Origin of the sequence: Roseobacter sp. MH60115, assembly GCF_015644665.1 — a bacterium.
Classification (GTDB): domain Bacteria; phylum Pseudomonadota; class Alphaproteobacteria; order Rhodobacterales; family Rhodobacteraceae; genus Roseobacter.
The window spans coordinates 400,299-413,266 of sequence record NZ_JADOBQ010000004.1 but is presented as its reverse complement, the minus strand read 5'-3'; the positions used below and the strand labels follow the sequence as shown (position 1 = coordinate 413,266).

Annotated in this window: 11 protein-coding genes; 4 read left to right on the top strand and 7 right to left on the bottom strand. The window is 61.5% G+C overall.

The window, feature by feature from the left end; genetic code table 11:
* Positions 1-102 precede the first annotated feature (102 nt).
* The 4 genes from ISX84_RS15080 to uxuA are packed head-to-tail and all read left to right on the top strand — an operon-like array spanning position 103 to position 4,371.
* Positions 103-1,140, top strand: a complete 1,038-nt coding sequence (locus ISX84_RS15080) for a Gfo/Idh/MocA family protein (protein ID WP_195821204.1) — start codon at positions 103-105, stop codon at positions 1,138-1,140.
* Entirely contained in the window at positions 1,137-2,144 is a 1,008-nt protein-coding gene (locus tag ISX84_RS15075) for a Gfo/Idh/MocA family protein (RefSeq protein ID WP_195821203.1), read from the top strand. The genes ISX84_RS15080 and ISX84_RS15075 overlap by 4 nt, the downstream gene beginning before the upstream one ends.
* Positions 2,141-3,193 (top strand): Gfo/Idh/MocA family protein, encoded by a 1,053-nt coding sequence (locus ISX84_RS15070; RefSeq protein ID WP_195821202.1) that lies wholly within the window; start codon positions 2,141-2,143, stop codon positions 3,191-3,193. Before ISX84_RS15075 ends, ISX84_RS15070 begins: the two co-directional genes overlap by 4 nt.
* Positions 3,190-4,371 (top strand): mannonate dehydratase, encoded by a 1,182-nt coding sequence (gene uxuA / locus ISX84_RS15065; protein ID WP_195821201.1) that lies wholly within the window; start codon positions 3,190-3,192, stop codon positions 4,369-4,371. The genes ISX84_RS15070 and uxuA overlap by 4 nt, the downstream gene beginning before the upstream one ends.
* Here the strand turns inward: uxuA and ISX84_RS15060 are convergent.
* The 7 genes from ISX84_RS15060 to puuE form a co-directional block, all read right to left on the bottom strand.
* Entirely contained in the window at positions 4,368-5,609 is a 1,242-nt protein-coding gene (locus ISX84_RS15060; protein WP_195821200.1) for a DNA recombination protein RmuC, read from the bottom strand. The two genes, uxuA and ISX84_RS15060, sit on opposite strands and share 4 nt — an antisense overlap.
* Positions 5,606-7,429, bottom strand: a complete 1,824-nt coding sequence (gene mutL / locus ISX84_RS15055) for a DNA mismatch repair endonuclease MutL (protein ID WP_195821199.1) — start codon at positions 7,427-7,429, stop codon at positions 5,606-5,608. The genes ISX84_RS15060 and mutL overlap by 4 nt, the downstream gene beginning before the upstream one ends.
* A 133-nt stretch (positions 7,430-7,562) precedes the next feature.
* The gene (locus ISX84_RS15050; protein ID WP_195821198.1) at positions 7,563-8,786 is read right to left on the bottom strand and encodes a urate hydroxylase PuuD; all 1,224 of its coding nucleotides are present in this window, start codon (positions 8,784-8,786) and stop codon (positions 7,563-7,565) included.
* An 80-nt stretch (positions 8,787-8,866) separates the two neighbouring features.
* On the bottom strand, positions 8,867-10,186 hold the full coding sequence (locus tag ISX84_RS15045) for a uracil-xanthine permease family protein (RefSeq protein WP_195821197.1): 1,320 nt from the start codon (positions 10,184-10,186) through the stop codon (positions 8,867-8,869).
* A 45-nt stretch (positions 10,187-10,231) separates the two neighbouring features.
* Entirely contained in the window at positions 10,232-10,720 is a 489-nt protein-coding gene (locus ISX84_RS15040) for an ureidoglycolate lyase (protein ID WP_195821196.1), read from the bottom strand.
* Positions 10,717-11,526 carry a bifunctional allantoicase/(S)-ureidoglycine aminohydrolase gene (locus ISX84_RS15035; RefSeq protein WP_195821195.1) on the bottom strand — a complete coding sequence of 270 codons (810 nt, stop codon included), beginning with the start codon at positions 11,524-11,526 and terminating at the stop codon, positions 10,717-10,719. The genes ISX84_RS15040 and ISX84_RS15035 overlap by 4 nt, the downstream gene beginning before the upstream one ends.
* On the bottom strand, positions 11,523-12,935 hold the full coding sequence (gene puuE, locus ISX84_RS15030; RefSeq protein ID WP_195821194.1) for an allantoinase PuuE: 1,413 nt from the start codon (positions 12,933-12,935) through the stop codon (positions 11,523-11,525). The genes ISX84_RS15035 and puuE overlap by 4 nt, the downstream gene beginning before the upstream one ends.
* Positions 12,936-12,968: the final 33 nt, after the last annotated feature.

The window sequence follows — 12,968 nt, the reverse complement described above, 5'->3', positions numbered from 1 at the left end:
TCCTCATGCCGTACCGCGTGATACCACGCTTTGCGGATTGTGCATCTTTTGCTTGGCCTTATCCGATCTTTCCTGCAAGTGTTGCCCCAATCGGGAGGGGATATGAAGACTGTTTTGATCGGCCTCGGCATGGTCGCGGATACACATCTGGCGGCGATCCAGCATTCCGCAAAAGGGATCGAACTGGCCGCCGTCATGGGCCGTGATCCGACCCGTGCGCAGGCGTTTGCAGACAAGGCAAAAACCGCCCTTGGCTATGACGTTCAAGTTGCGCAAACGGTGCAGCAGATCGCGCAAGACAACACGGTGGATTCCGTGATCATCGCCACACCACCCGACGCGCGCCAGGAGTTGGTCTCGGCGCTCAGCGCGGCGGGCAAACCGATCCTGATGGAAAAACCCATCGAGCGGACATTGGAGACGGCAACAGCTATCGTTGCGCAGTGCGAACGCGCGCAGGTGCCTCTTGGGATCGTATTCCAGCACCGCGCCCGTGCCGCGTCACAACAGCTCAAGACGCTTTTGGACGCAGGCGCGCTGGGGGATATCGCCACCGTGGATATCCGCGTGCCGTGGTGGCGCGATCAGGCCTATTACGATGCGCCGGGACGCGGCACCTATGCCCGCGATGGCGGCGGGGTGATGATCAATCAGGCCATTCACACGCTCGATCTGGCGCTTTGGCTGCTGGGTCCCATCCGCAACCTGCAGGCTATGATGGGAAAAACCCCGCTGCATGACCTCGAGGCCGAAGACTGGGCCAGCGCGGTTTTCGACATGGAGAGCGGCGCGTTCGGAAATCTGACCGCGACGACGGCGGCTTTTCCGGGCGAGGCCGAGAGCCTGACCATACAGGGAACGCGGGCGAGCGCGCATCTGGCATCCGGTGTCCTGACCCTTACCCATCTGGATGGTCGGGTGGAGACATTTGGCGCAGCGGCAAGCACCGGGGGCGGCGCGGACCCCATGGCCTTTACCCATGACTGGCACCAAACCATCCTTGAAGATTTTGCAACCTGCGTCACAACCGGGCAGACCCCGCTTGCTTCTGGCGCCAGCGCTCTGGAAGCACACCGGGTCATCGACGCCATGGAACGGGCACACGCCTCCGGAGAACGCACAGAAGTGACACCGACATGACTCTCTCCTTCATCGCTCTGGGTCTCGACCACCGGCACATCTTTGGCATGACGCAGAACATGCTGGAAACCGGCGCGACCTGCCTTGGCTACTGGACGGACGGAACGCCCGAAACGCTTGCCGGGTTCACCAAAAGGTTCCCCGACCTGCCCCGCTTTGAAAGCCTTGAGGCGGCGCTTGCCAGCGGCGCCGATCTGGCACTGGTGTCCGCCATCCCCGCCGACCGGGCCGCCCTCGCGATCCGCGCCATGCAGCAGGGCATGGATGTGATGACAGATAAACCCGGCTGCACCACACTGGCCCAGCTGCAGGAAATCAAGGACTGCGTGGCAGATACAGGCCGCATCTGGTCTGTCAACTTCTCGGAACGCTTCGAGGTGCCCGCCGTGACCCGCGCGACCGAGCTGGTCGAGGCGGGCGCGATTGGAAAGGTTGTGCATACGGCAGGTCTTGGCCCCCACCGGCTCAACCGCGCCAAGCGGCCCGGCTGGTTCTTTGAGCGCGAGCGCTATGGCGGTATTTTAACGGATATCGGCTCCCACCAGATCGACCAGTTTTTGCACTTCACCGGCTCGCAGGAGGCAGATGTCGCCTATGCCATGGTCGCCAATCACGCCAACCCGGCCGATCAGGGATTACAGGATTTTGGGGAGATTTCCATACGCAGTACCACGGCCTCGGGCTACATCCGCGTGGATTGGTACACGCCCGATGCGCTGCCCACTTGGGGCGACGGGCGGCTGACCATCCTGGGCACCGAAGGCTACATCGAGCTGCGCAAATATGTCGATGTCGGCGGATCTGACGGCACCGATCACTTATTGCTGGTCAATGGCACGCGCTGTGAGAAAATCGACGCCAGCGGGGCCGGTTTGCCCTACTTCGCACGACTGGCGCATGACATCCAAAACCGGACCGAAACCGCGATGACACAGCGGCATTGCTTTACGGTGATGGAACTGGCCCTGACCGCACAGGCCATGGCGGAAGGCACGGCCCCATGATCCGCGTCGCCATCCTCGGTGCTGGCATTGGGCGTGAACATCTGGAAGCCTACCGCGCGTTGCCGGATCTTTTTTCGGTGAACACTCTCGTGGATCAGGACGCCGCCCGCGCAGAGAGCATCCGGGCGGGCGACAGCTTTGCCGTGGAAACAGAGGTGCAAGCGGCGCTGGACGATCCGCAGATCGATCTGATCGATATCTGCCTCCCGCCTCACCTGCATGTGCCTGTGACCTTGCAGGCGCTGTCTGCTGGCAAACATGTCATCTGTGAAAAACCGCTGGCCACCTCCATGAAGGATGTGGACCGCATCCGCAAAGCGGCAGCAGACAGCGGACGCCGCGTGTTTCCGGTGTTCCAATATCGCTGGGGTCCGGCCCTGGCGCAATTGCGCGGGTTGATGGCCGCCGGGCTGACCGGCGCACCGCAGGTGGGCGCGATCGAGACCCATTGGTCGCGCGGCGCTGACTACTACGCCGTGCCCTGGCGCGGGACATGGGCCGGGGAGCAGGGCGGTGCCGTGCTGGGCCACGCCATTCACAACCATGATCTGATGACCCATTTCATGGGGCCGGTCGCCAACCTGTCGGCCATGACGACAACGCGGGTGAACCCCATCGAAACAGAAGACTGCGCGGCGATCAGTTTCCAGATGGAAAATGGCGCGCTCTGCACCAGCAGCATCACGCTGGGGGCGGCGACCGACGAAACCCGCATCCGTTTCGTGTTCGAGCGTCTGACCGCAACCTCCGCCACGACGCCCTATGCCCCCGGCGCGGCCAACTGGCAGTTCGTCGCCCGCACCCCCGACGATCAGCACAAGGTGGATACCTGTCTGGCCGTAACGGCACCCGAACCCATTGGGTTCGAAGGCTTTCTGACAGCCATCGCACAAGAGATGGCAGGACAGGGTAGCCATGCCGTTTCACTGGAAGAGGGTGCGGCCTCTGTCGCTCTGGTAACGGCGATCTATCACGCGGCCCGCAGTGGCGACCGGGTGGCGCTTCCGCTCGATGCCGCACACCCGCTTTATGAAGGATGGCAACCATGAAGCAATGCTGGCGCTGGTTTGGACCACACGACACCATTGACCTGAGCGACCTGCATCAGGTCGGGGTGGAGGGCATCGTCACCGCCCTGCATCACATCGCCCCCGGCATGCCCTGGACCGAAGACGACATCGCCAAACGGCAAGAGATGCTGAGCAGCGCCGGGTTTGCCTGGGACGTTGTCGAAAGCCTGCCCGTTTCCGAAGAGATCAAGACGCAGGGACCGGAGGCGCAGCAGCATCTGGAGCACTATAAATCCAGCCTGATCGCCCTGGCCAAACGCGGGATCAAAACGGTGTGCTACAACTTCATGCCGATCCTCGATTGGACGCGCACATCGCTCCGGGCACCGCAGCCGCATGGCGGCAATGCGATGCTGTTTCGCCTGCTGGATTTCGCTGTCTTTGACCTGCACATCCTCGCCCGCAATTCGGCGCCTGAGGACTATTCCGCCGCGATGCGCGAGGCCGCCCGCGCGCAGTTTCAGGCGATGTCAGGCGCCGAACGCCTGAGCCTGCAGCGCAACATCATCGCCGGTCTGCCCGGTGCAAACGATACCTGGAGCTTGCCGGATGTGGCCGCAAGACTGGGCACATATGATGGCATCAGCCCGGACAAGCTACGCGCCCATCTGATCGATTTTCTGGCCGAAGTTGCGCCCGTTGCCCAAGACCTCGGCCTGCGCCTGTGCTGCCATCCGGATGATCCGCCTTTTGGGCTACTCGGCTTGCCGCGGGTGATGTCCACAACAGATGACTATGCCGAAACGCTCACCGCCGTTGATTTGCCCGCCAACGGGGCCACCCTCTGTACCGGGTCGCTGGGCGTGCGGTCGGATTTCGACGCACCGGGGTTCGTGGAACGGCTTGGCCCACGCATCCATTTCGTACATCTGCGCAACACGAAGAGGCTGGGCGGTGAACCGAACCGACCGGATTTCTTTGAAGCGGCGCATTTGGAAGGCGACACCGATATGGTTGCCACAATCCGCGCGCTGATGCAGGAACAGGCCCGGCGCAAGGACGCGGGCCGGTCAGATTGGCAAATTCCGATGCGCCCGGATCACGGGCAGGAACTGCTCTATGACAGGGAGGCGGGCAGCATGCCGGGTTATCCGCTGATCGGGCGGATGCGCGGGCTGGCGGAACTACGCGGTATCATGGCTGCCTGCGCGGGTTAGACGTCCTGCTTGGCGAGTGGCACGACGTTTGCCGTGTCATCATCCGGGCTGATCTCTTCAAAGTCGAAGTTATCGAGACGGTGCGCCCGTTTGCCCGCCTTATCCGCGCTGATCTTGATTTCCTCGATGTCTTTCGAGGCCTGATTGAAATGCCGGTCAAGGTTGCCCACCCGCGTCCCCAGACGGTCCACATCCGCCACCAGCTTGGACAGTTCCGACCGGATCGCCCCCGCCTGCTCGCGCATCCGGGCATCCTTGAGAATGGCGCGCATGGTGTTCAGCGTCGCCATGCAGGTGGTGGGGGACACGATCCAGACCCGGGCGTCAAAGCCCTTGCGCACCAAATCGGGAAAATTGGCGTGCAGTTCGGCGTAGACGGCCTCCGACGGCAGGAACATCAACGCCCCATCCGCTGTTTCACCGTCGATGATGTATTTTGCCGCGATGTCGCTGATGTGTTTTGTCACCGCGACCTTCATCTTGGCCACCGCCTCTTTCAACTCCCAATCGGTCTCTGCCGCACGCAAGGCTTCGTAAGCTTCAAGCGGGAATTTACTGTCGATCACGATCGGGCCGGGCGGATTTGGCAGGTGGATCAGGCAATCCGCACGTTTGCCGTTGCTCAGCGTGTGCTGCAACGCAAAACTGTCCTTCGGCAAGGCTTTGGAGACGATATCGCGCAGCTGAATTTCGCCAAAGGCCCCGCGCGTCTGTTTGTTGCTAAGAATATCCTGAAGCGACAGGACATCGCCCGAGAGCTTGGTGATATTGTCCTGCGCCTTGTCGATGGCTGCCAACCGCTCCTGCAGCTGCGTCAGTGATGTGGTTGTCTGCTTAGAGGACCCGTGCAGCGTCTCCTTCATCCGCTCCTGCATTTCCGAAAGGGAGCGGGCCGAGCGCAGGGCGTTATCCGCCAGACGGTCCTGCATCTGTTGTTGCACGGCGGCAAGGCGGGCCTCTACCGTCTGGATGACCTGCGCCTGTGCAGTCGCCTGGGTGTCAGATACTGTCTGCAACCCGCCGCGAAGCTGTTCCTGGCCCGCGCTCAATTGCTGCACATGCTGACCCAGAAGGCCAATTTGCTGCATCAATGGGGCGGAAACGGCAGCACTCCGGCGCGCCGCCCGAACCGTCATAACCAACAGCACCAGGATCACCAGAACGACACCGGCGCTGGCCAAAATGACCATCACCTGCGGATCCGTCAGAGAATAGGTTTGTCCTGCGATTTCAATCATATGCGTCCAAACAGGCGTTCGATGTCGCCCAGTTTCAACTCGACGTAGGTTGGTCTGCCATGGTTGCACTGGCCGGAGTGCGGTGTCGCCTCCATCTCGCGCAGCAGGGCGTTCATTTCTTCCGCGCGCATCCAGCGACCCGAGCGGATGGAACCGTGGCAAGCCACACGGCTGAGGATGGCTTCTATTCTAGCTTGCAGCGTGTTGCTGTCGTTCTGGTCGGCCAGTTCATCAAGGATGTCCATTACCATGGCGCGCGCATCGACCGTGCCCAGAATGGCCGGTGTTTCGCGCACGGCAATCGCCCCGCCCCCAAATGGTTCAATGCCTAAACCAAATTTCTCAAGCTCCTCGGAAACCTCCATCAGGCGTGCGCATTCCGCGTCCGAAAGCTCCACGATTTCCGGAATCAACAAGGCCTGACGCGCCACGCCGCTCTCGGCCATCTGACGTTTGAGTTTTTCGTACACCAGCCGCTCATGTGCGGCGTGTTGATCAACAATGACCATGCCAGTCGCCGTCTGCGCGATGATGTAATTCTCATGCACCTGACCCCGCGCGGTGCCGAGCGGATAATCCGGAGTTTCTTCCGGTTCAGCCTGGTGTGGTGGCTCCGGCGTGTCGACCACCCGTCCCCAAACGGGCGCGGTTTCGGCAAAGCTTGGTGTCTGGGTTGGTGCCGGGCGACGGTCCATCTGGTAGACCCGTGCGCCCACGGGCTCTGGCGTCATCGCGCCCAGTGTTGCCTCCGCCACCGTCGTGGACGCCCGATGCCCGGCGTTGGCCAGCGCATGACGCAAACCCGAAACGATCAAACCCCGGGCGACGCCGGGATCGCGAAACCGCACTTCGGATTTCGCCGGGTGCACATTGACGTCCACCAGGTTGGGATCGCAATCAATGAAAAGCGCAGCAACCGGATGCCTGTCCCGGCTGAGAAAATCAAAATACGCCCCCCGCAAAGCCCCGACAAGCAGTTTGTCCCGCACCGGGCGCCCGTTCACAAAGAGGTATTGTGCGACAGCAGAGCCCCGCGAATAGGTGGGCAGCGCGGCAAAACCGGTCAGGTGCAACCCATCGCGTTCGGCATCTATCGGCAGCGCATTCTCGGCAAACTCGCGTCCCAGCACACGGGCCAGGCGCCCTTGCAACGCTCCGAACAGATCACCCTGCTCCGCATCAGCCCGAAAGACCTCGCGGCCCTCGCCATCGCCGGAGACATCGCGCAGAATGAATTGAACAAAGGGCTCCGCCATCGCCAACCGCTTGATGACGTCGGCAATTGCCTGGCTTTCAGCGCGATCCGTGCGCAGAAACTTCAGACGCGCGGGGGTGGCGTAAAAAAGATCGCGCAGCGTGACGGTTGTACCGGTATTGAGCGCGGCAGGCCGGACCGCTGTCATCTCTCCGCCGGTGACGGACACCTCCACACCGGCAGCACCTTCCGCACGGCTGGCGATGGTCAAGCGACCCACAGCACCAAGCGATGGTAGAGCCTCACCGCGGAACCCGAAGGTGTGAATGGCCAGCAGGTCCGATCCATCGATCTTGGAGGTCGCGTGGCGAGACAGCGCCAGCGGCAATTCGTCCTCACGCATGCCACAGCCGTCATCCTGCACCCGGATCAGAGTCTTGCCGCCATCGGCATAGTCAATCGCGATCCGCCGCGCTCCGGCATCGAGTGCGTTCTCCACCAGTTCCTTGACCGCAGAGGCGGGGCGTTCGACAACTTCACCGGCAGCAATGCGGTTTATGGCTGCTTCATCCAGTTGCCGAATGACAGGGCGGTTTTCGCCTATATTGGGGTCGAGAGATACCATACCCCAAGGTTTAGCATAGTCGCACCCGATTCTAAAACCGCTTCCCGCACAGAAGGTGGCCTAAAGCCCACCTTACCTGTCTACCTCATCCCGACGTGGGCGGCAGGTAGGGTGGGCTTTAGGCCACCCTTGGTCACTCTGCGGTTGCGGCACGGTACCACGCGACAATCAACGCGCGCTCTTCCTCTTCCATATAGGACAGGTTCGCGGGCGGCATGGCATGGCTCATACCGGCCTGCAGGTAAATTTCCCGGGCTTGCCGCGCGATCTGGTACTCCGTTTCCAGGCGCACCGCCTTCGGTGCCCAATGCAGCCCTTCCCATACCGGCTCAGCCGCATGACACATGGAGCAACGCCCCAGAACAATGTCCTGCACATCAGAAAACCCATCCGCCTGTGCGAATTTCAGCGCGCTTCCTTGAGCCGTCTCAGGCTCTTTCACCCGGAACATCGGTGCCGTCGACAACCACATGATCAGAATGAAGATCAGTACCGTGACCGCCCAGGTCCAATGTGGGTTCCCTGTCCGGGCGTGCAGTGAGTTGAAATAGTGACGGATGGTCACGCCCATCAGGAACACAAGACTGGCGATCAACCAGGTAAACTCCGTGGCAAAGGCCAGCGGGTAATGATTGCTGAGCATCAGGAAGATGACAGGCAACGTAAGGTAGTTATTGTGCGTGCTGCGTTGCTTGGCAATTTTTCCGTATTTTGCATCCGGCTTGCGCCCGGCCATCAGATCAGCAACCACGATTTTCTGGTTCGGGATGATAATCCTGAAGACATTGGCGCTCATGATCGTGGCGGTGAATGCGCCCAGATGCAACATCGCCGCGCGGCCTGAAAACACCGATGTGTAGAAGTAGGACATCGCTACCAGGACGCCGAACAAGGCCACCATCAGCGTGGTCTGGTTGGCATCGACAAACACCCGGCACAGCGCGTTATAGGCCACCCATCCAAGAGCCAGCGAGGCCAGCGAAATACCAATGGCCTGCCACACCTGCAGATCCGCAATCGCGGGGTCGATCAGGTAGAATTCAGCACCCAGATAGTAGACCATCACCAAAAGGATAAACCCGCTGATCCAGGTCCAGTAGCTTTGCCATTTGTGCCAGATCAGCCCGTCGGGCATGTGTTCGGGCGCCACCAGATATTTCTGGATGTGATAGAACCCGCCACCGTGCACCTGCCACTCTTCACCATCCGCACCGCTTGCAAGATTGCGATCACGGTGCAGCCCGAGATCCAAAGCGATGAAGTAGAAGGACGAGCCGATCCATGCGATGCCGGTAATGACATGCAGCCACCGCACGGCGAACTCGATCCAGGCGCCCATGGCGGCGAAATCATACATGGAAACTGTCCTCTGCAGCAGCTGATGATCCAGTGTGGCCCTGCCGGCGGCGAATGGGGTCCTAGCCAGACAACGTCTGACTACACATCATCCGGCAGCACAAGGTTCAACACGATGGCCACCAGGGCGGTAGGTGCCACCGCAGAAGTCGCCAGCGTCTTGACCACGCCCGGCAGATATTGGACCGCCGTTGGCACCAGATTCAACCCCAATCCGGCCGCCAGCGACACGGCGATGATCACCATATTGCGGCGGTTCATCTCGATCTCGCTCAGGACATTCATCCCCGCCGCGGCCACCATGCCGAACATGACGATGACCCCACCGCCCAGCACGGGCAAGGGCATCGAGGCAATCACCGCGCCGATTTTCGGCACCAGACCGCAAAGGATCAGAACCAGCGCACCAATCGTCACCACATGGCGGCTCATGATGCCGGTCATGCCGACGATACCGACATTCTGGCTAAAGGACGTGTTGGGCAGCCCGCCAAAGACCCCCGCAACAGCCGTGCCCAACCCATCGGCATAGGTGGCGCCGGAGATTTCCGCATCCGTCGCCTCGCGCCCGGCCCCAGCCTTGGTTGTGGCAGAGGTGTCGCCGACGGTTTCAATGGCCGAGACGATGGACACCAGCGTCACGGCAATCACCGCGCCCAGAGAGAATTCAAACCCGTAGGGCAAAGGTGTGATGGCGGTGAACCAGCTGGCATTTGCAACAGCGCCGAAGTTCACCATGCCCAGCATCAGCGCCAGCAGATACCCCACGATCAGCCCGATCAGGATGGCCGCACTGGACAGCGTGCCCTTGGTGAAGAACTTCAGCACCAGCGCCACGATCACCACGCTGAGCGCCACGGACCAATGCATCAGCGATCCGAAGCTTTCGGCCTCCATCTGGAATGTCGCCGCCCCGCCCGCTGCATATTTGATCGCCACCGGGATGAGGTAGAGACCGATGGCGAGGATGACCAGACCGGTGACCAGCGGCGGGAAAAGCCAACGCAGATGTTTGATGAACGCGCCCAGAACGAAATGCACGCAGCCGCCGATGATGCACGCGCTTAGCGCCACGCTGAGCCCCTGGGTGGCCGCCACCCCGGCCAGCACACCAACAAAGGCAAAGCTGGTGCCCTGCATGATCGGCAGCCGCGCCCCGATCGGCCCCAGGCCGACAGTCTGAAACAGCGTGGCCACCCCGGCAAAGAGCATCGCCATCTGGATCAGGTAGACCTGCTCTGGCCCGCCAAAGGCCAGCCCCGCGGCACCCGCCACGATGATCGAAGGCGTCACGTTCGAGGCAAACATCGCCAGCACGTGCTGCAAGCCGAGCGGCACGGCCTGCGCCAGCGGAGGGGTCTGATTGGGGTCGCGGAAAGCGCCGGATGCGGTGTCTGTCATGGTTTTATCCCTGTCGTGAGTGGCCTGTTGGTCGGCCTCAAACGGTTATGGAACCACGCGATAGGGCGGATCAAGAAAAACCTCCTCGAGGTTCGGCGTTTTCCCGATCCGGTCCACGACTGCAAAAATTCCGGGCGCTGCGAGCGGCGTCAGCACCCCGTGCCACGTCCCTTTATGAAAGTTGATCGCCTGATGGGGGGCAGTCAGAAACGCGCGGGGGGCGCCCGGTTTGCCACCCGCGTCCGGCGCGACGGTCACCAGAAAGGGCTGATCCGTCATCGGGATGAAGGCCTGGCTGCCCTCTGGATGCCGTTCCATCAGGTCAAGCGTGTAGGGCAACGCGCGTGGCTCGGCGTGAAAGAGGCTGATGCCTGCGCGCGCCCCCTCACCGAAATCAAGCCTGGCACGGTCATGGTAGCGCCCGCAGAGCCCTGCGTTGATCATCTTGTCGGGTGTGCCGCTGCAATCGAGCACATCGCCATAGGGCGCAAAGGCCTCTGCGGTCAGCGGTACGCAGCGGATCTCCCGGCTCATAGGCGCACGTGACGGTTCACGTCCTTGTAGAGCAGGTAACGGAAGGGCTCGGAGCCCGTGGCGATACAGGCTTGGGGGCAAAAGGCACGCAGCCACATGAAATCCCCAGGCCCCACGGAGACCCAATCCTTGTTCAAAAGATACTCGGCGGTGCCCTGCAACACGTAGAGCCCGTGTTCCATCACATGGGTTTCCGCAAAGGGGATGCGCCCGCCCGGCTGGAAGGTCACGATGTTCACATGGCAATCATGCCGCAAATCCAACGGGTCCACGAAACGGGTTGTCGCCCAGACACCATCGCAATCGGGCATAGGGGTGGGCGCGACCGATTTATCCGAGGTCACAAAGCTTTTGGGCACTTCGATGTTCCTGACGGGCGAATAGGCCTTGCGAACCCAATGGCACTTGAAGGGCGCCGCGCCGTCGTTCCACAGCGTCCAGAAATCCCCCGGTGCGATATAGGCGTAACTGCCGGGTTTCAGCGCGTGTTCATTGCCATCCACGGTCAGGGTCGCCTCTCCTGCCGCTACAAAAAGGATGGCCTGCGCGGATTGATCCGGTTCCGGCGCATCGGAGCCGCCCCCCGGTGCAATCTCAACCGCATATTGCGCGAAAGTCTCTGCAAATCCGCTTAGCGGGCGGGCCAGAATCCAGGCGCGCGTGTCCGTCCATTCCGGCAGGAAGCTGGTGACGATATCGCGCTGCGTGACGGCGGGCAGGACGGCGTAGCTTTCAGTGAAAATCGCCGTGCCTTCGGGGTGCACGGATTGATCCGGCAATCCGCCGGGGGGGAACGCATAGCTCATAAGAGCGCCTCCAGTCTGATCTCGGCAATGCGCTCCACCTGACGGCAGGCTTCATCGAATTCCGTATCCGTCTCATGGTCCAGCCGCCGCTGGAAGGCACGTAGAATACCGGCCTTGTCGTGATCTTTCACTGCAATAATGAAAGGAAACCCATGTTTCTTGACATATGCGGCGTTCAGGCTCTCGAAGGTCTCGCGTTCCTCATCGGTCAACGCGTCAAGCCCGGCGCTGGCCTGTTCCTGCGTGCTTTCGACGGTCAGACGTTTGGCTGCGGCCAGTTTGCCTGCCAGATCAGGGTGCGCCCGTAACACGCCCATCCGTTCCTCCACCGTAGCGGAGCGAAACATGCGCGCCAACGCGGAATGCAGGCCCGTCGCCGTATCATGCGCAGGCCCCAGCTCAAGCTCAAAGGCGCGTTCCGCAATCCACTCTGAATGCTCGAAGATACCGCCAAACCGTTCGACGAAATCGGTTTTCTTCAACGCCGAGGGCCGTGCCATGCGGGTGGGCGGATGCACTTTGCGCCAATGTTCCGCAATTTCGATCCGACGCGGACACCAGACGCCCTCAAAGCCCTGAATATAGTCGATAAAGCGTTTCAGCGCCTGCACCCGACCGGGTCTGCCGATCAACCGGCAATGCAGCCCGACGGACATCATCTTGGCCGCCCCCGCTGCGCCTTCGGCATAGAGAGCGTCGAAGGTGTCGCGCAGATAGGCAAAGAACTGGTCGCCTGAATTGAACCCCTGCGGCGTGGCAAAGCGCATGTCATTGCAATCCAGCGTATAGGGGATGATCAGCTGATTGCGCCGCCCGATCTTGCGCCAATAGGGCAGATCATCATCGTAGGTATCCGAGATGTATTCGAATTGCCCGGTCTTGGCCGCCAGCGCCACCGTATTCTCCGAACAGCGCCCGGTGTACCAGCCGCGCGGGCTTTCGCCGGTAACCTCGCCGTGCAGGCGGATCGCCTCCATCATATCCGCGGCCTCGTCGGCCTCGGCGTGATCTTTGTAGTCGATCCATTTAAGCCCGTGGCTGGCAATTTCCCAGCCCGCCTCCTGCATCGCCTTGACCTGCTCCGGCGCACGGGCCAACGCCGAGGCCACACCGTAGACCGTGACCGGCACGCCCGCGCCGGTAAACAGGCGGTGCAGCCGCCAGAACCCGGCGCGCGCGCCATAATCGTAAATCGATTCCATATTCCAGTGCCGCTGCCCCAGCCAGGGCTGCGCACCGACGATTTCGGAGAGAAATGCCTCTGACGCGGCGTCCCCGTGCAGCAGGCAGTTTTCGCCCCCTTCTTCGTAGTTCAGCACGAATTGCACGGCAATCCGGGCGCCACCGGGCCACTGCGCATCTGGCGGATTGGCCCCATAGCCTGAAAAATCCCGGGGATAGCGTTTCACAAACGAACTCCTGTGCCTGCCGGGCCATTCAAT